The organism is Tepidamorphus sp. 3E244 (assembly GCF_046159835.1).
Classification (GTDB): Bacteria; Pseudomonadota; Alphaproteobacteria; order Rhizobiales; family Tepidamorphaceae; genus JACKJK01.
On the sequence record NZ_JBJXCY010000001.1, the window covers coordinates 740,136 to 760,698 of the forward strand.

Genomic DNA, 20,563 nt, shown 5'->3' on the forward strand with positions numbered 1-20,563 from the left:
ACAAAAACAATCCATCGAAATTTCCGGCGGCCAGGGCCCCGCGCGGGTCAACGGGGAAGTTGCATCCGCCGCTTGCCCTGACGAGCCGCCAGACCTGCGAGCTGAGGTGACGTTATGACGACTAGAACAGCAGAGCTTGCGATGGCGATTTTCCTGCTTCTCGCCTCGATCGCTATTGCAATCAAATCCACCGAACTCAACATCGGCTGGATCCCGGGGCGTGGTCCCGGAGCGGGCATGTGGCCCTTCTATCTCGCCCTCGGCATGGCCCTGTCCTGCCTGTGGACCCTGTGGCGCTGGTATCGCCGCACCACACCGGAATCGCGCAGCGAAGAGCCGTTCCTGTCCAAAGAGACCATGCCCATCGTGGCGATCACCGTCGGCGCCCTGTTTGGGCTGCTGGTCGGCATCCACATCATCGGCATGTACCTGTCGATCGCCCTCTTCATGGTCTTCTATATCGGCTTTGTCGGCCGCCATTCCTGGCTGGTCACGGCAGCCTTCGCGATCGGCACGCCGATCTTCATGTTCTGCCTGTTCGAGTGGGCGCTGACGACGACTCTCCCCAAGGGGTTGGAGATGTTCGAGCCGTTCTACTACCCGCTCTACGACCTCATGTACTAGGTCGGGTGAACGAGCACACAGACAATCGAATTCGGGGTAGACAACTATGTTTAGTGAAATCCTAGTCCACCTGGCGGACGGTCTTGTGACCGCCTTCGAGCCACTCAACCTGATGATGATTTTCCTCGGGTGTCTGGCCGGCCTGTTCGTGGGCGCACTCCCGGGATTGGGCTCGGTCAACGGCGTCGCGATCCTGCTGCCTGTGACCTTCCTGGTTCCGCCGAACTCGGCGATCATCTTCCTCGCCGCGCTTTACTATGGCGCCATGTATGGCGGCGCCATCAGCTCGATCACCCTCGGCATTCCCGGCGCGTCAACCGCCGTTGCCACGGTGTTCGACGGCCGTCCGATGGCCCAGAAGGGTATGGCTGACCAGGCACTGATGGCAGCGGCCGTTGCGTCGTTCATCGGCGGCTCGGTCTCGATCATCCTGTTCACGCTCTTCGCGCCGCCGCTGGCCGAGTTCGCGCTGGCCTTCGGTCCGCCGGAAGAGTTCTCGCTGATGATCCTGGCCTTCGCGACCTTCGTCGGTCTGGGTGGTGACGACATTCCGAAGACGATCTTCTCGATCTTCATCGGCCTGCTGCTTGCCACCATCGGTCTCGACATCATTTCCGGTCGTCCGCGCCTGATCTTCTTCGATATCCCGGGCTTCCTGCACGGCATCAACTTCCTCGTGCTGGCCATCGGTATCTACGGCATCGGCGAGATGCTCTGGACGCTGGAAACCACGCAGGGCAAGGTCACCATCCATTCGGTGAAGACCTCGTGGAGCCGGTTCTGGGCCAACCTGAAGCTGCTGCCGACATATATCGGTGGCTCGATGCTGGGCTCGTTCCTCGGCTTCTTCGTCGGCACCCTGCCGGCAGCTGGTGCAACGCCTGCCTCGCTGATGTCCTACGGCCTGACGAAGACCTTCTCGAAAGACCCGTCTGCCTTCGGCAAGGGCCACCCGGCCGGCGTCGCGGCTCCGGAAGCGGCCAACAACTCCGCCTCCACCGGCTCAATGCTTCCGATGATCACGCTCGGCATTCCCGGCTCGCCCACCACGGCGGTCCTGCTTGGCGGCATGATCATCTGGGGTCTGCGCCCCGGCCCGCTGCTCTTCACCGAGCATCCGGACTTCGTGTGGGGCCTGATCGGCTCGATGTACATCGCCAACTTCGCGACCGTCGTGCTCAACCTCGCGCTGATCCCGGTCTTCGTGAAGGTTCTGGCCACGCCGTTCACCGTGCTGGCGCCTATCATCTTCGCGCTCTGCGTCGTCGGCGGTTTCGCCCCGACCCAGGACATGCACGATGTGTGGCTGATGTTCATCTTCGGTATATTCGGCTACCTGCTGCGCAAGCTGAACTACCCGGTGGCGCCGGCGGTGCTCGCCATCGTGCTCGGACCGCTTGCGGAATCGTCGCTGCGCCAGACGCTGATTGGCGGACAGGGCAGTCCGACCATCTTCCTGGAGCGTCCGATTGCACTGACCTGCTTCTTCTTCGCCTTCCTTCTGGTGATGTACCCTGTCTTCCAGGCCTTCACCCGCAAGAAGAAGCCGGCCGAGGAAGCCGCCTCCTAAGCCAGGACGGCCACCCAACAGACATGGCGCGCGCGGGGTTTGCCTCGCGCGCGCCAATCGCGTTTTGGCAACGCAAGACCTTTTCCCTTTGTGGAATATATCAAGCGACCTCTTTCGGTTTATGTAGAAGATAACGCCGGCGCCGACGCGCCGGTTCTTTTACATTTGCGACAGGTGGCAGCCATGAAGACAGGATACACGGGGCTTTTCATTCCCGGCCCGACCAACATTCCCGAGCGCGTCATGCAGGCAATGACCCTGCATCTGGAAGACATGCGGGCCCCGGATTTCGGCCAGTTCACCCTTGGTCTGCTGAATGACCTCAAGAAGGTGTTCAAGACCAAGACCGGCCAGCCGATGATCTTCCCGTCTTCGGGCACCGGTGGCTGGGAATCGGCTCTCACCAACACGCTCAATCCCGGTGACAAGGTGCTGTGCTCGGCCTTCGGCCAGTTCTCGCACCTGTGGGCCGACATGTGCGCCCGTCTCGGCTTCGAGGTTGTTCGCCTCGAGGTGGAATGGGGCAAGGGCGTCCCGGTCGAGGAATACGCGCGCGTCCTGTCGGAAGACAAGGATCACTCCATCAAGGCCGTGCTCGCCTGCCAGAACGAGACCGCAACGGGCGTGACCAGCGACATCGCCGGCGTCCGCAAGGCGCTCAATGATGCAGGCCACCCGGCTCTGCTCTTCGTCGATGGCGTATCTTCTGTCGGCTCCATCGACTTCCGCATGGACGAATGGGGCGTCGACGTCATCGTCTCCGGCTCCCAGAAGGGCTTCATGCTGCCCACGGGCCTCGGCATCATCTGTGCCAGCGAGAAGGCCTTCGAAGCGCACAAGAACTCCAAGTTCCCGCGCTGCTTCTTCTCGTGGGAGGACATGAAGAACTCCTACACCAACGGCTTCTTCCCCTACACGCCGGCCACCACGATCCTGCGCGGCCTGCGCGAGTCCCTCGACATGATCGAGGAAGAGGGCCTCGAGAACGTCTTCAAGCGCCACACGCACCTCGCCACCGGCGTGCGCAAGGCCGTGATCGACGGTTGGGGCCTGAAGCTCTGCGCACAGGGCCCGGAATGGTACTCCGACACGGTGTCGGCCATCGTCGTTCCCGAAGAGAATGACGCCGCCAAGGTCATCACCCGTGCCTACGAGCGCTACAACACCTCGCTCGGTTCCGGCCTCTCCAAGGTTGCCGGCAAGGTCTTCCGCATCGGCCACCTCGGCTGGCTGAACGAGATCATGGTGCTGCAGGCCGTTGCCGCTGCCGAAATGGCAATGAAGGACACCGGCATCAACATCGAGCTCGGCTCGGGCGTTGCCGCTGCACAGGCGCACTTCATCGGCTCGAACCAGGGCTGATTGCGCTGCTGCGAATTTCGCAGCAAACGAACCAGATCAGGAAGGCCGGGCCGCGCGAGCGATCCGGCCTTTCGCCTTTGCGAAGGAGCGCGTTTGCAACCTCGACATGTCGCACCGGGTGCAGACAGGACGGCTCGAACTTCCTATAACGCGGCCCCGCGGGCATGGCCCGCGAACCGGGTTTGAGGGGTTGTGCGATGGCCGACAGTATCCTGATCGTCGGAGCCGGGCAGGGCGGCAGCCAGCTTGCCGCGAGCCTGCGCCAGCTTGGCCACACCGGCGAGATCACCCTCATTGGGGACGAGCCGGGCCTGCCGTATCAGCGTCCGCCGCTGTCCAAGGCGTACCTCAAGGAGGGACGCGAGGACAGGCTGATGCTGAAGCCCGCCGCCTTCTACGAGACCGAGGCGATCGCGGTTCGCACCCCCCACCACGTGGCCAGCGTGGACGCAGCCGAACAGACCGCCACCCTCAAGGACGGTGAAACACTCGCCTACGACCACCTCGTGCTGGCGACAGGCGCGCGCAACCGCAAGCTTCCCATCGAAGGCATTGAGCTCGACGGCGTGGTCGAATTGCGCACCAAGGCCGATGCCGACGCCATCCGCGCGCGCATTGGCGATGTGCGTAAGGCGGTCGTCATTGGTGGCGGCTTCATCGGCCTGGAATTTGCAGCTGTTGCGACCGCCATGGGCGTCGACGTGACGGTGCTGGAGGCTGCGAGCCGGGTGATGTCGCGTGTGTGTTCGCCGCCTACCTCCGACTACTTCCACGACTTCCACGCGGGCACCGGCACGAAGATCGTCTTCGGCGCCACGGCGACCCGTATTCTGGGCGATGACCATGTAACCGGCGTGGAGACGGCGGACGGCTCAACGCTCGATTGCGACCTCGTGCTGGTCGCCGCGGGCGTGCAGCCGAACGTGGAACTTGCAGCAGAGGTGGGGCTGGATGTCGACAATGGTATCAGCGTCGATGCGCAACTGCTGACCTCGAACCCGGCCTTCTCGGCGCTGGGTGATTGCGCCAGCTTCGTGCACCCGCTGGCCGGTCGCCGCGTGCGGCTTGAATCGGTCCAGAATGCCATTGACCAGGCCAAGTGCATTGCCGCCCGCCTGACCGGAAACCCGCACGACTACGCTGACCTGCCGTGGTTCTGGTCGGACCAGGGCGACCGCAAGCTGCAGATCGCGGGTCTCGCGGACAAGGCCGATGACCACGTCGCGCTGCCGGGCGAAGACGGCAGCCTCGTTGTCCATTGCTTCGAGAACGACCGGCTCGTCGGCGTGGAGACGGTGAATGCGCCCGCAGCCCACATGATGGCGCGCAAGCTGCTTGGCAGCGGCACGGAGTTGTCGCGATCCGATCTCGCGGCCGTGGAGTTCAACCTGCGCGCCCTGCGCGGGCGCTGAGCGGCGGCCTGTGGCCGCTCAGGCCTTGAGCTTGTAGCCGGTGTGGAACATCCACCACACGATCGACAGGCAGACCAGCAGGAACACCGAGATCATCGCGATGGAGAGCGAGATCGGCACGTCGGAGATCTCATAGAAGCTCCAGCGGAACCCGCTGATGAGATAGAGCACCGGGTTGAGCAGCGTCACCTTCTGCCAGAACTCCGGCAGCATCTCGATGGAGTAGAAACTCCCGCCGAGGAACACCAGCGGCGTGATGACCAGCAGCGGCACGATCTGCAGCTTCTCGAATCCGTCCGCCCAGATGCCGATGATGAAGCCCAGCAGGCTGAACGTGACCGCCGTCAGCACGAGGAACAGCACCATGGCGGCCGGATGCGCGATGCGCAGGTCCACGAAGAAGGCGGCCGTGATGAGGATGACCGTGCCGATGATGACCGACTTCGTCGCCGCCGCGCCGACATAGGCGATGACGACTTCCAGATACGAGATCGGCGCGGAGAGGATCTCGTAGATCGTGCCCGTAAACTTCGGGAAGTAGATGCCGAAGGACGCGTTGGAGACGCTCTGCGTCAGCAGCGACAGCATGAGCAGCCCGGGCACGAGGAACGCGCCGTAGGAGACGCCTCCGACGTCTGAAATGCGCGACCCGATGGCCGAGCCGAAGACCACGAAATAGAGCACCGTGGAAATGACGGGCGAGACGAGGCTCTGGAACAGGGTGCGGCCCCAGCGCGCCATCTCGAAGCGGTAGATTGCCCAGACGCCGTAGATGTTCATGCCGCGTCCTCCACGAGCGAAACGAAGATGTCTTCAAGCGAGCTCTGCGAGGTATCGAGGTCGCGGAACGAGATGCCCTCAGCCGCCAGCGTGCTCAGCAGCTTGGTGACGCCGGTGCGCTTGGCGGTCGTGTTGTAGGTGTAGATCAGCCGCTCCCCGTCTTCCGACAATTCGATGGCGTCCGATTGCAGTGCTTTCGGCAGCGCCGTCAACGGCTCGCTCAGGTGCAGGATCACCTGCTTCTTGCCGAGCTTGCTCATCAGGTCGGCCTTCTTCTCCACCACGATGATCTGGCCGTCATTGATGACGCCGACCCGGTCGGCCATCTCCTCGGCTTCCTCGATGTAGTGGGTGGTCAGGATGACGGTGACGCCGCTCTGGCGCAATTCATGGACGGTCTGCCACATGTCCTTGCGCAGCGACACGTCGACGCCGGCGGTCGGCTCGTCGAGAAACAGGATCTCCGGCTCGTGCGCCAGCGCCTTGCCGATCAGCACCCGCCGCTTCATGCCGCCGGAAAGCTGCATGATCTTGCTGTCCTTCTTGTCCCACAGCGACAGCGTCCTCAGCACCTTCTCGATGTGGGCAGGGTTCGGCGGCAGCCCGAACAGCCCGCGCGAGAAGGAGAGAGTCGCCCACACGGTCTCGAAGGCGTCGGTTGTCAGTTCCTGCGGCACAAGCCCGATCATCGAGCGCGTCTTGCGGTAGTCCTTCACCGTGTCGTGGCCGGCCACCGTGACGGTGCCGGACGTGGCATTGACGATCCCGCAGATGAGCGAGATGAGCGTCGTCTTGCCGGCGCCGTTGGGGCCAAGCAGGGCGAGGATTTCGCCTTTTTCGATCTCGAGATTGATGCCCTTCAGGGCCTCGAACCCGTTGTCGTAGACCTTGGTGACGTTGTCGATCTTTATGAGGGACGGCATGGAAGGAATTCGCTTTCAACTTGCAAGTGACACCCACATATGTCGGGCGCGGGTGAAAGGGAAGCCCGTCGAGGTAAGCAATTTGCGGTTGCAGACAAAAAAACCGCGCCGGTGTGACCCGGCGCGGCTCGTTCGTTTCAGGCGGGAATGGCCGTCAGGCCATCGACCACCGCTCCATCCAGCGCTCGCCGTCCATGTCCCAGTTCGACGCGAGGTTGTCGCCCGTGTTGACCTCGGGGCTTGTCGCGAAGACGTAGTTGGCGAACATCGGGATGATCGCGCCGCCGTCCTGGTTCAGCAGCACCTGCATCTCGTAGTACATCTCGCGGCGCTTCGCCTCGTCGAGCTCGGCACGCGCTGCGATCAGCAGTTCGTTGAAGCGCCCGTTGTTCCAGTTGGTGTCGTTCCAGGCAGCGCCCTGCGCGTAGGCAGTGGTGAACATGGCGTCTTCCACCGGACGGCCGCCCCAGTACACCGCGCAGAACGGGTGCTTGAGCCAGACGTCAGACCAGTAGCCGTCGTTCGGCATGCGCTTCACCTGCACGTCGATGCCGGTCGGTGCGGCCGATGCCTGGTAGAGCACGGCGGCGTCGACTGCGCCCGGGTAGGCGGCGTCGGCGGCTGCGAGTTCGACGGTCAGTTCGTCCATGCCGGCCTGCTTCAGGTAGTAGCGGGCCTTGTCCGGATCGTAGGAGGTCTGCTCCATCTCGGAGTTGTAGTAGCGCTGGCCGCGACCGATCGGGTGGTCGTTGCCCACCGAGCCGTAGCCGAACAGGATCTTCTCGACGAGCTCTTCGCGGTTGATTGCGTGCTTCAGCGCCAGGCGCACATTCTTGTCGCTGAATGGAGCGGCATTGGTGTGCATCGCGAAGGTGTAGTGCTGGTTTCCGGCGACCGAGGCGATCTTCAGATTCGGGTTGCGCGCCAGCAGCCCGATGGTCTTCAAGTCCAGCTTGTCGATGGCGTGCACGTCACCGGAGATGAGTGCCGTGGTGCGGGCGTTCAGGTCGACGACCGAGAGCATCTCGATGGTGTCGAACCAGCCGCGCTGCTGGTTCCAGTCGGCTTCGTTGCGCTCGAAGATGGCGCTGACGCCCGGCTCGAAATTGGTCATGCGGTACGGGCCGCAACCATCCATCGAGCGGAAATCGACGTCACCGTCCTTCGTCGGGAGAATGGCGATGTGATAGTCGGTGAAGGTGAACGGGAAGTCGGCATTGCCCGCTTCCAGCTCGAACACCACCGTGTCGCCTTCACCCTTGATGTTGGTGATCGCGGCAACCAGAGGCTTGGCCGCCGAGGTGGAGCCTTCGCCGCGGTGGTAGTTGATCGAGTTGATGACGTCTTCCGCGGTGACCGTCTTGCCGGAATGGAAGGTGACGCCGTTGCGCAGCTTGAAGCGCCACGTCTTGGCATCGTCCGAGGCTTCCCAGCTTTCCGCGACCTGCGGCTCGACGGAGCCGTCGGCGGCAACGCCGGTCAGGTAGCCGTGATAGCCGTAGGCCATCGCGATGGTGAAGCCGTTTTCATACGTGCCCGGATCGAGCGTGTCGGTCGTCTGGCCGTGGCCCTTCGCGACGCGCAGGTCGCCGCCGCGCTTGCGTTCCTGGGCTTTGGCCGAACCCGGAAATGCGCCGGCGCCGATCCCTGCGGCAAGCGCGCCGGTGGCAGCGCTGACCTGCATGAACCTGCGACGATCCATCCCGTGCGGGGTCTTGATGCGTGTTGTCATGTTTTGTCTTCCCTCTCTTTTTATCGTGGCGGCACTCTATGCCCAATCGGCGGGGCCGTCCAAACACGTGCGACATGGCGTGCCGCAGACGCGACAGGCGGGTCCTGGGGCCCGGCCTGCCGCGAATCCGACACTAGCCGCGATTTGAGACGTTCAGGTGATGGCGTCAGCCAAGAACCGACTTCACCGCGTCGGCTGCCGCCTCGACGATGCGAGAGCCTTCTTGCGGGCTCATGCAAAGCGGCGGCGCAAAGCCGAGGATGTCGCCCTGCGGCATGGCGCGCGCGATGACGTTGCGCTCCAGCAGGGCTGAGGCGACCGCAGGGCCGATCTTCCTGGAGGGATCGAACAGCTTGTGCGGGTCGCGGTCCTCGACGAATTCCACCGCCGCAAGCAAGCCTTCACCGCGCACATCGCCGACGTTTGCGTGCCCGCCGAGCGCCTCTGCGAGTTCCTTGCGGAACACGGCACCGGTGGACTTCGCGTTGTCGATCAGTCCGAGCTTGTCGATCAGGTTCAGGTTGGCGACGCCGGCTGCCGCGCAGATCGGATGGGCCGAATAGGTCCAGCCGTGGCCGATGGGGCCGAGATCGTCGGTTCCCTTTTCCAGCGCTTCCCACACCCGCTTGGAGACGATGGACCCCGAAAGCGGTGCATAGGCCGAGGTCAGGCCCTTGGCGATGGTGATGATGTCCGGCTCGATCCCGTAGAAGGTCGAGCCCCACATGTCGCCGAGGCGTCCGAAGCCGGTCACCACCTCGTCGGCGATCAGCAGGATGTCGTGCTTCTTCAGCACCGCCGAGATCGCCTGCCAGTAACCGGCGGGCGGCGGCACGATGCCGCCGGTGCCGAGCATCGGCTCTCCGATGAAGGCGGCGATGGTGTCGGCACCCTCGCGCATGATCAGCGTTTCCAGTTCGTCGGCACAGTGTGCGGAGAACTGTTCTTCGCTCATCGAGCGGTCTTCCCGGCGGAAATAGTAGGGCGCTTCGGTGTGCAGCACCTGCGACAGGGGCAGGTCGAACGCCTTGTGGAACAGTTCAAGCCCGGTCAGCGAACCGGTCATAAGACCGGAGCCGTGGTAGCCGCGCATCCGCGAGATGATCTTCTTCTTCTTCGGCCGGCCCAGCACGTTGTTCATGTACCAGACGAGCTTGATGTTGGTCTCGTTGGCATCCGATCCGCCAAGCCCGAAATAGACCTTCGACATGTGGTCCGGCGCGCGGTCGAGGATCATCTTCGCCAGCGTGATGGAGGCTTCCGTCCCGTGGCCCACATAGGAATGGTAATAGGCGAGTTCCTTCGCCTGCTCGGCGATGGCCTGCGCGATTTCCTGCCGCCCGTAGCCGACATTCACGCAGTACAGCCCGGCAAAGGCATCGAGCAGGCGGCGCCCGTCACGATCCTCGATGAAGACGCCTTCGCCGCCGCGCACGACGCGCGTCGGGGTTTCGCCGCGCGCATGCTGGGCCAGATGCGTGGAAGGGTGGAAGAAATTCTCCCGGTCCCAGGTTTCGAGTGAATCATTGTGGAGCATGTCAATTATCCTGTTCGTCCTGTGCCCAGTCGCGGCACACGTACTTCACTTCCGTAAAGGCTTCCATCCCCAGCCGGGCGCCTTCGCGGCCAATGCCCGACTGCTTGACCCCGCCGAACGGGATCGGCGCGCCGGTCACCTTCGTGCGGTTCACGGCAACCATGCCGAATTCCAGAGCCCGCGTGATCCGGTAGATCCGGCGCGGGTCGTTCGTGTGCAGATAGGCGACGAGGCCATAATCGGTGTCGTTGGCCCGGCCCACGACCTCGGCTTCGGTATCGAACGGCGTGAGTGCTGCGACCGGGCCGAAGGTTTCCTCGCGCATGATCTGTGCATCCGGCGGGCAATCGGCGAGCACAGTTGGCTGGAAGAACAGCGGACCCGCCTCGTGCCGCTTGCCGCCGGTCACGACGACCGCGCCGCGCGCGACCGCGTCCTTCACATGTTCTTCCTGCTTGGCGATGGCGGCCTCGTTCATTAGCGGGCCGATGTCGGGGTCATCGAGGCCGATGCCCACGGTGAGCGCTGCCGTGCGCTGCGCGAACTTCTCCACGAAGGCATCGTAGACCGGTCGCTCGATATAGAGCCGGTTGGCACCGAGGCAGTCCTGCCCGGAGGTGGCGAATTTCGCCTTGATGGCTTCGTCCACCGCGCTGTCGAGGTCCGCATCGGCAAAGACGATCAGCGGCGCGTGGCCGCCGAGTTCCAGCACCAGCTTCTTCATGGTCGCCGCGCTGGAGCGATAGAGCAGGCGGCCGACATCGGTCGAGCCGGTGAAGGAGAGTGCCCGCACGCGCTTGTCCTCGAGCCACGGTGTCGTCACCTCCTCCGGGTCGCCGGTGATGACGTTGAACACGCCGTCCGGCAGGCCGGCGCGCGCGGCGAGTTCAGCCAGCGCCAGCGCGGAGTAGGGCGTTTCGCCGGAGGGGTGGCACACGGTCGTGCAGCCGGCGGCAAGCGCCGCGGCGGCCTTTCGCGTCAGCATGGCGCTCGGGAAATTCCACGGCGTGATGAGCGCTGCGACGCCGACCGGCTCGCGCCAGATCTCGACCTCCGCATCCGGCAGGTGTGACGTAACGCTCTCGATGTTTGGACGCTTGGCCTCTTCCGCGTAGAACTCGACGAAGGACGCGCCGTACTCGATCTCGCCGAGGGATTCCGACAGCGGCTTGCCCTGTTCCAGCGTAATCATGCGGGCCAGCGCATTGCGGTTGGAAATGATGAGGTCGAACCAGCGCCGCAGCAGCACGCTGCGGTCCTGCGGCAGCATCCGCGACCACGCGGGAAACGCGTCCTGCGCGGCATCGACGGCGGCGCGGCTCTGCGCTGCCGACAGCTTGGCGACCTGCCCGAGAACCGACCCGTCCGCCGGGTTTGTAACCGTCAGCGTCGCGCCGCCATCGCCGGTCACCCAGCGCCCGCCGACATAGGCATCGCCGCGCACGAGGCCGGTCGGCTCAAGCTCGTCGAATATGCTGACGTTGTCTGGAACGTTGACGTTGGCGCTGATCTGGCTCGCCATGAACTGCCTGCCCTTCGATCGGAGGGATGAATCGCGCGCTTTTCGCGCGTATCGAGAGGCTAGGGGAAAATTGCTGGAATTTTGGGCCGAACCTGCTCGTCAGGGGAGATCAATCGTCTTTTCCGGTCGCATCTGATGGTGGATTCATCTGCGCGGCGCTCAAAAGCTCCAGTGGCGGCGGCGCGTCCTTCACCGACTTTGTCACCACGTAGCTGTAGTAGCGCGACAAGCCGATCTGCGCTTCAAGCAGCGTTTCCATCAGCAACTGGTAGGCGTCGAGATCGTGCACGACGACCTGAATCAGGTAGTCGAACCCGCCGCCGATGGCCCAGCAGCTTTGCACCTCGTCCTGTCCGGCAATCGCGCGCTCGAAACGCTGGAACTGCTCGGCGCGGTGGCCGTCCAGTTCCGCCAGCACGAAGACCGTGATGTTGGGGCCCAGCTTGCGCAGCGAGATGGTCGCCCGGTAGCCGGTGATGACGCCGGCCTTTTCCAGCCGCTTGAGCCGGTTCCAGCAGGGCGTCGGCGACAGGTTGATGCGCCGCGCCAGATCGGCCTTTGCGATGCGGCCTTCCCGCGACAGCACTTTCAGGATGGCGAGGTCGCGTTCATCGAGACCAATCATGTGGACGGCCCGCTTTCGCCTGGCGATGTCTCGACCACCGTCCCCGCGCCCGCCCGGTCTATTGCGGCCAGCGCGTGGGTGGCGATGGCCGTGTCCTGCGCGCCGGTGCCGGTCAGGTCGCAGATGGTGATGTCCTGCGCGCTGCGCCGCGCCTGTGCCTTGCCGAGAATGACGGCGCCAAGTTCGGCAGGGTTGCCGCCGGTCCATGTCCCGGCGGCCTTCGCCGAGCGCAGTTCGCCGAGCGCCGCGCACTGCCGCACGCTGTCGCAGATGTAACTATCCGCTTTCGCCAAAGCTGCCGGGTCGATCTCGTTCTTCGCGCCCTGGTCGGACCCAATCGCGGTGATGTGCAGGCCCGGATGCAGCCAGTCCGCCTTGATGACCGGCTCGCGCGCCGGGGTGGTGGTGATGACGAGTTGGCTCTCCGCCACGACGCGCGCAGGGTCGGCCTCGTAGCGGGCCTCGATGCCAAGCGTCGCGGCGATGTCGTTGGCGCAGGCTTCGCCCTTGTCCTCGTCGCGCGCCCACACAAGGACTTTGGAGAACGGCCGCACGAGATGGGCTGCCTCGATCTGCAGCCGCGCCTGCACGCCGGCACCGAACACGCCCGCCGTTTCGACGTTCGTCGGCGCCATCCAGCGCGCCGCGACTGCCCCGGCTGCCGCCGTGCGTACGTCGGTCAGGAATCCGTTGTCGAGGAACACCGCTTCCACCAGTCCCGTCTTGGCGGAAAACAGGATCATCAACCCGTTCAGGCTCGGCAGGCCAAGCTTGGGATTGTCGAAGAAGCCGGGGCTGACCTTCACCGCGAATCCGTCGATCCCCGGCACATAGGCGGTTTTCACATCGACCTCGCCATTGGCCTGCGGCAGTTCCATCGACATGATCGACGGCATCACCACGTTGCCTTCGCCCAGCGCCCGGAACGCGCTCTCGACCACGTCGATTGCCGCAATATCGAGCGCAACCGCGCCGCGTAGCTCGCTTTCGGTGACGATCCGGATCTGGTGGCTCATGCAAGGCTCCCCCGCTTGCGCTTTGCGTTTCTTTCGACCAGTACCGTGGATGAAAGCGTCCTTGCAAATGCAGGACGTCACCCGCGAACCGGGAAACAGGGGAGTGCGCCAGACATGATGCTCGAAGCCGACGCGATCACGCGTGCCGCGAGCCGCATTCGCGGTCACGTGACCCGCACGCCGCTTGTCGCCGCGACCGATCTGTCGCGCGAGGCGGGCCGCGAGGTGCGCCTCAAGGTCGAGACGCTTCAGCGCACCGGCTCGTTCAAGCTGCGCGGCGCAATGAACGCGGTGCTGTCCCTGTCTGGCGAGGATCGCGCGCGCGGCGTCATCACCGTGTCCAGTGGCAACCACGGGCCGGCGCTCGCCGCTGCCGCCCAGGCAGTCGGCGCGCGATGCACTGTCTGCCTGTCGGAGATGGCACCGAAGAACAAGGTCGAGAACGTCCACCGCTTCGGCGGCAAGACCCACGTCGCGGGCCGCGACTTCGACTGGGCCGCGAAGGAGGCCGTGCGGCTGGCGGATGAGACCGGCGCGGTGATGATCCCGCCGTTCGACCACCCGGACGTGCTCGCAGGTGCCGGCACCATCGGCGCGGAGATCATGGAGGACTGGGCCGAGGTCGACACCGTCATCGCGCCGCTGTCCGGCGGCGGGCTTCTCGGCGGTGTCGCCATTGCCGTGAAGGCGGCAAAACCCAACGCCCGCGTCATCGGGGTCAGCATGGAGCGTGGCGCATCCATGTACGAGAGCCTCAAGGCCGGCAAGCCGGTCGACGTGCCGGAAGAGGACTCGCTCGCCGATGCGCTCGGCGGCAGCATCGGCTTGGACAACAACTGGACGTTCGAGCCGGTCCGCGACCTTGTTGACGATGCGATCCTCGTGCCGGAAGGATCGATCGCGCAGGCCATGCGCCGGCTCTTCACCGATCAGGGGCTTGCGGTAGAAGGGGCGGGGGCCGTCGGCGTCGCCGCACTTCTCGAAGGCCACCTGCCGAAGGGCGCGAAGAACGTCGCCATTGTCATCTCGGGCCGCAACGTCTCGCGCGAGCAGCTGCTGGGCGTGCTGAACGACGAGCGTGTTTGATTGTCTCGCGGCTGAACTATCGCTCGTCGCCGTGCCAGGTGTCCGGATCCGTGATCGAGAGTTCGAACCCGTGTTCGCGCGAGAGCAAACTCAGGATGTGAAAAAGTCGGTCCCTGTCGCGCCAGTTCATCACAGGCAGGAGAAACCACGTCGAAGAACCCTGTTCATGATGGATCGTCAATCTTATTCCAGAGACCCTGCCGAAACTTCCAGGGGCCCCGCTGAAACCGGAGAATTGCTGGGTGATCCGCGAAACGTCCGACCACTTCACGTAAAATGTGTGCCGCCAGCTTGGAAAAACGATGCCCACACTGTCGATGGCCAACCATGGATTTCGACGTGCGTATTCTCTGGTGAGGTAAGTAAACGCGAGGCAAGCGACGAGGATTCCCGCGCCCATGAGCAATGCGATGGGCGTGCCTCGCAATCCGAACAGCGTGAAGAATGCGGCGACTGCCAGCGAACCGTAGACGATGTGCCTCGTCGGCGTATCCGCAAGGCGACCAGGGATCACCGCAATGCGCCGTTCCCGGTCGAAAGTCGGCCTGGTTACGATCGCCGCCATCGTTGTCCTCGAAGCTGATTCTATCCGTTTCGTCGGGCGTACTTGTACGCGTCCCTTGGCCAAGGCGTCACGAGCGTGTAATCCGCACGCCATGAGTTCCTACATGCCATATCGCTTCTCCGTCGCGCCGATGATGGATTGGACGGACCGGCATTGCCGGATGTTCCACCGCGTCCTGTCGCGCCATGCGCTGCTCTACACCGAGATGGTGACGGCCGACGCCGTCATTCACGGCGACCGCGAGCGCCTGCTCGGGTTTTCGGATGCCGAGCATCCGGTCGCGCTTCAGCTTGGCGGCAGCGAGCATGAGAAGCTCGCCGAGGCAGCCCGCATCGGCGAAGCCTTCGGCTATGACGAGGTCAACCTGAACTGTGGCTGCCCGTCCGATCGGGTCCAGTCCGGCCGGTTCGGGGCCTGCCTGATGGCCGAGCCGGAGCTGGTCGCGCGCGGGGTCGAGGCGATGAAGCGCAGCGTCGATGTGCCGGTCACCGTGAAGTGCCGGATCGGGATCGACGACCAGGACAGCGAAGCCGCACTGGCCGCCTTCGCGCAGGCGGTGGTGGCGGCGGGGGCTGACGTTCTCATCGTCCATGCCCGCAAGGCGTGGCTACAGGGCCTGAGCCCGCGTGAGAACCGAGACGTGCCGCCGCTCGACTATGACCGGGTCTATCGCCTCAAGCAGGCGATGCCGGATACGCCCATCGTCATGAATGGTGGCATCGCCGATTTCGATGAGGCCGAGGCGCATCTCAACCATGTCGACGGGGTCATGCTCGGGCGCGCCGCCTACCAGAATCCGTGGCTTCTGGCGCAGGTTGACAGTCGCGTCTTCGGGCAGGAACCGGCCGTCGCATCACGGGCTGAGGCGGTCGACGCCATGCGCAACTACGTCGCCGGCCAGCTCGCTGCGGGGCAGAAGCTGAACCGCATCGTGCGGCACATGATCGGGCTTTATCAGGGTGTGCCGGGCGCGCGCGCCTTCCGCCGGATCCTGACGGTGGATTCGCTGAAGGACGGTGCCGATCTGGAAGTGCTGGACTCAGCGCTGGCAGCCGTCGAGGGGCGCGTCGCATCGGCTGCCTGAGGCGCGAAGTCACGCGTTCCGGGCAACGTGAAGCCGTTGAATCTTCACTCGAACATGAACAGCTTGAATCACTTTCTTGCGCGAGAAACGGAATCGGGATCAAGCACTTGAGCGGGAAACGTGAATCGGAATCGATTCAAGTTGATTCAGATCGTGGGCGACCTGAATCGATTTCTCGGTCCTTGAATCGGATTCTCTGCTTGAAGCTGCGGGCAGTCTTGCCCTCAGGCTTCGTCACCCACCGCGACGTGCGCGGCGTAGCTTCCATAGCCGAACGTGTCGATGCCCTCGGAGGCATCCTTGCGGCTGGCGATCCAGGCGACCAGCACGGTAGAAAGGGCGAGTGCGAGACCGAAGATCTCGACGGCACCGATATCGAAATCGGCGCCAAGGGTTGCAAGCGACATGGTGTCAAACTCCGTACGCGACAGTTGTCACTGACGACAATTGTCTCAGTTTGAGTGACCATGCTTTAGGAAGTCTGAATGCCGAAAATGTGGCAGCGCTCAGTCGCCGCCGCCACCACTTTCACCTCCGCCATCGCCGCCACCGAAGTCCGCGCTGATGAACGCACCACCGCCATTGCTGGTGTCTCCGTGTGCGGAGCCGTGTCCGCCGAAGCGATAGAGCAGGTAGGCGACCAGCAGGAAGATCGCGGCATAGTATCCGAACACGCCGATGCCGAACTGGTCCTTCAGGAATTCGAAAATCATGGAAACTGCCCCGCTGCTTGCCGTTGCGTCACCATAACTCCAAAACGTGGGCCAAACGTGAATCCTCCCCGCCAATCTGCAGCGGCTGTTCGATTTCCCGCTGCGACTTTCGGCCAAGTGCGCTTGGGTTGCATTCTGGCGGCCTTCGTCGGGAACCGGTGAAGCGCATCGGACGTTCTTGAGTCCACCGGCACGCGCGAGATGCCGGACCACAGAAACACCACTCCGAGTCCCCCGAAGGAGAACACCCGATGAAAACGCTTGCCGATGCTTTCGAACACACCCTCAAGGACATCTATTACGCCGAGAACGCGATCACCAAGGCACTGCCGAAGGTGATCAAGAAGGTCTCCCACAAGCAGCTCAAGGAAGGGCTGAAGGAGCATCTCGAAGAGACCAAGGACCAGATCAAGAAGCTGGACGAGGTCTTCAAGTCGCTGGGCAAGAAGCCCTCCGGCGAGAAGTGCGATGCCATCGAAGGTCTCATCAAGGAGACCGATAGCGTCTTGGAAGAGGCCGAGGGCGACGAGGCCCTGCACGCCGCCGTCATCGGCTGCTGCCAGGCCATCGAGCACTACGAGATTGCCCGCTACGGCACCCTGCGCGAGTGGGCCGACGTGCTCGGCAAGAACAAGGCGCATGACCTGCTGACCGAGATTCTCGATCAGGAGAAGGCCGCCAACTCCAAGCTGACGCACATGGCCGTGTCGTCGGTCAACGAGGCCGCGTAACGATCAGGCTTGGCGCCGGTCCCGGTCACGGGATCGGCGCCGACCGTTCAGATCTTCTGGTTGTACTCGCCAACTTCGGACTGCTGCGACAGGAACCCGTCGATCTCGGCGAAGATCGCCCGCATGGCTTCTTCCGAGGTCGGGCTTTCCACCACCACGACCAATTCCGGCTTGTTGGAAGAAGCGCGCACCAGCCCCCAGGTGCCGTCTTCCAGCACCACGCGGATGCCGTTGACGGTCACCACGTCCATCACCTTCTGGCCGGCGAGCGAGCCGCCATCTGCGTGAACCTTCGAGAAGTGGTCCACGGCGCGCTTGACCACCTCGTACTTGATCTCGTCGGCGCAGTACGGGCTCATGGTCGGTGACGACCACGTCTGCGGCAGGTCGCGCTTCAGGTCGGCCATGGTCATGTCCGGCGCGCGGTCCATCATCTCCAGGATCGCGATGGCCGAGACGAGGCCGTCGTCGTAGCCGCGCCCGACCGGCGGATTGAAGAAGTAGTGGCCGGACTTCTCGAAGCCGGCCAGCGCGCCGATCTCCGTTACGCGCCGCTTCATGTGGCTGTGGCCGGTCATCCAGTAATCGGTCTTCGCGCCGTTCTCGTTCAGGACCGGGTCGGTCATGAACAGCCCGGTCGACTTCACGTCGGCGACGAACTGAGCGTCCTTGTGCAGGGCCGACAGGTCGCGGGCGATCATCACGCCGACCTTGTCGGCGAAGATTTCCTCGCCCTCGTTGTCGACGACGCCGCAGCGGTCACCGTCGCCGTCGAAGCCGAGGCCGATTTCTGCCCCGTTCTCCTTCACCGCTTCTGCCAGCGCGTGGAGCATCTCCATGTCTTCCGGGTTCGGGTTGTAGCGCGGGAAGGAATGGTCCAGCTCGCAGTCCAGTTCGATGACGTCCGCGCCAAGCCGCTTGAGAACCTCCGGCGCGAAGGCGCCCGCCGTGCCGTTGCCGCAGGCCGCGAGGACCTTGATCGGGCGTTTCAGCTTCCGCCCTTCCAGCAGGTCGGCCATGTATTTCTGCGCGAAGCCTTCAACGACCTCCAGGCTGCCGCCGCCGGGCATGTCGAAGGCGGCATCCAGCACGATCTCCTTCAGCCGGCCCATCTCCTTCGGCCCGAAGGTCAGCGGCCGGTCGGCGCCCATCTTGATGCCCGTCCAGCCGTTGTCATTGTGGCTGGCGGTGACCATCGCGACGGCAGGAACATCCAGCGCGAACTGCGCGTAATAGGCCATCGGCGTGGTGGCGAGGCCAAGGTCCAACACCTTGCAGCCGCCGCCCATCAGCCCGGTGACGAGCGCCATCTTGATGGAGTTGGAATAGGAGCGGTAATCGTGCGCCACGACGATCTCGCGCGGCTTGCCAAGCTCGCTCAGCAGGGTCGCGATGCCGAGGCCAACCGCCTGCGCGCCCATGAGGTTGAGTTCCTCGCCGAACAGCCAGCGCGCATCGTACTCACGAAAGCCGGTCGGCTTGACCAGCGGCAGGCGTTCGAAGTCGGCGGTATTGGCTTTGAGGTCGGCGCGGGGCTTGGGAAAGGACATGGTGCGTTTTCTGAGGTTCCGTTGAGGGTCGCGACAAGGCGGGGCGGGATCTCAAGGTGAGATAGTGCCTCGTTTTGGCTAGACCATCCACGGAAAGAAGGAAAGCCGCGCTTTTAGCGCTGCGGCAGGATCGTCGCGGAAACCAAACGCACGATTATTGGACGCGATTACTGGACCAGCGTCAGCTCGTCGCCCTTCAATTCAAACCGCTTCAGCGCGCCGATGAAGCTCATGCCGAGGAGGTTGACGTTCATCGCGCCCTTCTGCGCCACGATGGCGCGCACGTTGCGCACGCGGATCGAGCCGATGCGAATGTCCTTCAGCATGACCGGCGCTGCGGTGGTTTCACCGTTGGCGGTGCGCATGCGGATCGTGAATTCCTTCTTTCGCGGGCGGATGCCGATGCGAGCTGCGTCCTCGTGGTTCAGCACCACGGACGTTGCGCCGGTATCGGCCATCATGTGCAGCCGCCGACCGTTGATGATGCCTTCAACCTGGAAATGCCCGCTGCGGTCGGCCTCCAGTGTCAGCGAACGATAGCCGCTGGACACGACGCGCGCGCTGGCGGCTTTCTCCTGCGAATGTGCCTGGAGAATGCGTTCAACCTGGGGTGCGGCCAGTGTGGCTGCCCCAACAGCAATGGCCGTCGCGGTGAGTAACTTGAACAATCGACTCTCCCGCACTCGCGCTTCAATGCTGCCGATCTGAAACCGGCGATTTCCGCAACCCTCTCATGCGCGGGTTAAGACCGCGCACCGGAAATCGGCTGATTCCTGCGGGATCTATCAAGTTTTCATTCACTTTTTCCTGTCGGGAACAGGTCGGGCGGCGCAGCGGTTTGCCCCGCCGGGAATATCGTGCATAAGGTTCGCCACCGCGTGTTGGTGCGGACTCGCCGCTGCGCCTCGGGGGATGGACGGCGGCGAAACGGGGAGAGCAGCACATGTGCTGGAGCGGCGAAGCATCCTTGACGCTGGCGGCAGCCGGCATGGCCACGACCGCCTATGTGGCGTGGAAAAAGGAGAGCCCGCTTCTCTACCTTCCACTCGGCTATTTCTCGCTGATGGAACTGCTGCAGGGCTATACCTATACGGTCATCGACCAGTGCGGCCTGCCGTCCAACCAGATCGCGACGCTGCTGGGCTACCTGCACATATGCTTCCAGCCATTTTTCGCGAACATGATCGCGCTCTATTTCATCCCCGAGGATGTGCGCAAACGCGTGCAGGTCTTTGCCTATTCGATCGCCGGCTTCTCCGCAGTCTTCATGCTGATCCAGCTGTTTCCGTTCGACTGGGCCGGTGTCTGTCGTCTCGGGCGCCCGCTGTGCGCGCGTGAACTCTGCTCGGTCTCGGGCAACTGGCACATTGCGTGGAACATCCCGGTCAACGACATCGGCGAGTCTGATATCTGGCCGCTCAGCAACGGCTACTGGACCTACATGCTGGCCGTGTTCTGGATCCCCATGATCTACGGCTCGTGGCGGCTCAACCTGTTCCACTACCTGTTGGGACCATTTCTCGCCTCGCTATTGACCGATAATCCGAACGAAGTGCCGGCAATCTGGTGCCTGTTGTCGATCGGCATCCTCATGGTCGTTGTCAAATCTCCGCTGCGAAAACACATGCATGTGAAGAATTATTTTCTCTGGCCTCTGATAATGGCGGGAAACAAGGGAAAATCACGCGATCCTTCCCCCGAACCGGCAGAATGACGGAACCCCATTAATTT

Annotated in this window: 20 protein-coding genes; 8 read left to right on the forward strand and 12 right to left on the reverse strand. The window is 63.6% G+C overall.

The window, feature by feature from the left end; translation table 11 throughout:
- The first annotated feature begins 141 nt into the window (after positions 1–141).
- The 4 genes from ACKTEK_RS03455 to ACKTEK_RS03470 all read left to right on the forward strand — a co-directional run bounded on the left by ACKTEK_RS03455 (position 142) and on the right by ACKTEK_RS03470 (position 4,968).
- Positions 142–624, forward strand: coding sequence for a tripartite tricarboxylate transporter TctB family protein (locus tag ACKTEK_RS03455; RefSeq protein ID WP_409163843.1), 483 nt, complete (start codon positions 142–144; stop codon positions 622–624).
- A 46-nt stretch (positions 625–670) separates the two neighbouring features.
- Positions 671–2,194, forward strand: a complete 1,524-nt coding sequence (locus tag ACKTEK_RS03460) for a tripartite tricarboxylate transporter permease (RefSeq protein ID WP_409163844.1) — start codon at positions 671–673, stop codon at positions 2,192–2,194.
- 183 nt (positions 2,195–2,377) lie between these two features.
- Entirely contained in the window at positions 2,378–3,556 is a 1,179-nt protein-coding gene (locus ACKTEK_RS03465) for an aminotransferase class V-fold PLP-dependent enzyme (protein WP_409163845.1), read from the forward strand.
- A 197-nt stretch (positions 3,557–3,753) separates the two neighbouring features.
- A complete protein-coding gene (locus ACKTEK_RS03470; RefSeq protein WP_409163846.1) occupies positions 3,754–4,968 on the forward strand; it encodes an NAD(P)/FAD-dependent oxidoreductase in 1,215 nt (404 codons plus the stop codon).
- An 18-nt stretch (positions 4,969–4,986) separates the two neighbouring features.
- Here the strand turns inward: ACKTEK_RS03470 and ACKTEK_RS03475 are convergent, their stop codons facing one another.
- The 7 genes from ACKTEK_RS03475 to ACKTEK_RS03505 form a co-directional block, all read right to left on the reverse strand.
- A complete protein-coding gene (locus ACKTEK_RS03475) occupies positions 4,987–5,748 on the reverse strand; it encodes an ABC transporter permease (RefSeq protein WP_409163847.1) in 762 nt (253 codons plus the stop codon).
- Positions 5,745–6,671 carry an ABC transporter ATP-binding protein gene (locus ACKTEK_RS03480; protein ID WP_409163848.1) on the reverse strand — a complete coding sequence of 309 codons (927 nt, stop codon included), beginning with the start codon at positions 6,669–6,671 and terminating at the stop codon, positions 5,745–5,747. Before ACKTEK_RS03480 ends, ACKTEK_RS03475 begins: the two co-directional genes overlap by 4 nt.
- 154 nt (positions 6,672–6,825) lie before the next feature.
- Positions 6,826–8,403, reverse strand: a complete 1,578-nt coding sequence (locus ACKTEK_RS03485) for an ABC transporter substrate-binding protein (RefSeq protein ID WP_409163849.1) — start codon at positions 8,401–8,403, stop codon at positions 6,826–6,828.
- A 166-nt stretch (positions 8,404–8,569) separates the two neighbouring features.
- On the reverse strand, positions 8,570–9,940 hold the full coding sequence (locus ACKTEK_RS03490; RefSeq protein WP_409163850.1) for an aspartate aminotransferase family protein: 1,371 nt from the start codon (positions 9,938–9,940) through the stop codon (positions 8,570–8,572).
- Position 9,941: 1 nt separating this feature from the next.
- On the reverse strand, positions 9,942–11,462 hold the full coding sequence (locus ACKTEK_RS03495; RefSeq protein WP_409163851.1) for an NAD-dependent succinate-semialdehyde dehydrogenase: 1,521 nt from the start codon (positions 11,460–11,462) through the stop codon (positions 9,942–9,944).
- A gap of 109 nt (positions 11,463–11,571) precedes the next feature.
- Positions 11,572–12,087 carry an Lrp/AsnC family transcriptional regulator gene (locus ACKTEK_RS03500; RefSeq protein ID WP_409163852.1) on the reverse strand — a complete coding sequence of 172 codons (516 nt, stop codon included), beginning with the start codon at positions 12,085–12,087 and terminating at the stop codon, positions 11,572–11,574.
- Positions 12,084–13,103 carry a cyclodeaminase gene (locus tag ACKTEK_RS03505; RefSeq protein WP_409163853.1) on the reverse strand — a complete coding sequence of 340 codons (1,020 nt, stop codon included), beginning with the start codon at positions 13,101–13,103 and terminating at the stop codon, positions 12,084–12,086. The genes ACKTEK_RS03500 and ACKTEK_RS03505 overlap by 4 nt, the downstream gene beginning before the upstream one ends.
- A 114-nt stretch (positions 13,104–13,217) precedes the next feature.
- Between ACKTEK_RS03505 and eutB the strand changes: the two genes are divergently transcribed.
- Entirely contained in the window at positions 13,218–14,189 is a 972-nt protein-coding gene (gene eutB, locus ACKTEK_RS03510) for a hydroxyectoine utilization dehydratase EutB (protein ID WP_409163854.1), read from the forward strand.
- 16 nt (positions 14,190–14,205) lie between these two features.
- On the opposite strand, the gene ACKTEK_RS03515 is transcribed toward eutB, so the two are convergent.
- Positions 14,206–14,754, reverse strand: coding sequence for a hypothetical protein (locus ACKTEK_RS03515; protein ID WP_409163855.1), 549 nt, complete (start codon positions 14,752–14,754; stop codon positions 14,206–14,208).
- 91 nt (positions 14,755–14,845) lie between these two features.
- Here ACKTEK_RS03515 and dusA point away from each other — a divergent pair, with 91 nt between their 5' ends.
- Positions 14,846–15,838, forward strand: a complete 993-nt coding sequence (gene dusA, locus ACKTEK_RS03520) for a tRNA dihydrouridine(20/20a) synthase DusA (RefSeq protein WP_409163856.1) — start codon at positions 14,846–14,848, stop codon at positions 15,836–15,838.
- A gap of 224 nt (positions 15,839–16,062) precedes the next feature.
- Here dusA and ACKTEK_RS03525 read toward each other — a convergent pair whose 3' ends face one another.
- Together ACKTEK_RS03525 and ACKTEK_RS03530 are read right to left on the reverse strand one after the other, a co-directional pair.
- Entirely contained in the window at positions 16,063–16,245 is a 183-nt protein-coding gene (locus ACKTEK_RS03525) for a hypothetical protein (protein ID WP_409163857.1), read from the reverse strand.
- Positions 16,246–16,344: 99 nt separating this feature from the next.
- Entirely contained in the window at positions 16,345–16,551 is a 207-nt protein-coding gene (locus ACKTEK_RS03530) for a hypothetical protein (protein ID WP_409163858.1), read from the reverse strand.
- A gap of 251 nt (positions 16,552–16,802) precedes the next feature.
- Here ACKTEK_RS03530 and ACKTEK_RS03535 point away from each other — a divergent pair, with 251 nt between their 5' ends.
- A complete protein-coding gene (locus tag ACKTEK_RS03535; protein WP_409163859.1) occupies positions 16,803–17,282 on the forward strand; it encodes a ferritin-like domain-containing protein in 480 nt (159 codons plus the stop codon).
- Positions 17,283–17,329: 47 nt separating this feature from the next.
- On the opposite strand, the gene ACKTEK_RS03540 is transcribed toward ACKTEK_RS03535, so the two are convergent.
- Both ACKTEK_RS03540 and ACKTEK_RS03545 read right to left on the reverse strand, forming a co-directional pair.
- Positions 17,330–18,832 carry a phosphomannomutase/phosphoglucomutase gene (locus tag ACKTEK_RS03540; RefSeq protein ID WP_409163860.1) on the reverse strand — a complete coding sequence of 501 codons (1,503 nt, stop codon included), beginning with the start codon at positions 18,830–18,832 and terminating at the stop codon, positions 17,330–17,332.
- A 167-nt stretch (positions 18,833–18,999) separates the two neighbouring features.
- Positions 19,000–19,500, reverse strand: coding sequence for a TIGR02281 family clan AA aspartic protease (locus ACKTEK_RS03545; protein ID WP_409163861.1), 501 nt, complete (start codon positions 19,498–19,500; stop codon positions 19,000–19,002).
- Between the two features lie 299 nt (positions 19,501–19,799).
- Here ACKTEK_RS03545 and ACKTEK_RS03550 point away from each other — a divergent pair, with 299 nt between their 5' ends.
- Positions 19,800–20,546 (forward strand): DUF5765 domain-containing protein, encoded by a 747-nt coding sequence (locus ACKTEK_RS03550; RefSeq protein WP_409163862.1) that lies wholly within the window; start codon positions 19,800–19,802, stop codon positions 20,544–20,546.
- Positions 20,547–20,563 lie beyond the last annotated feature (17 nt).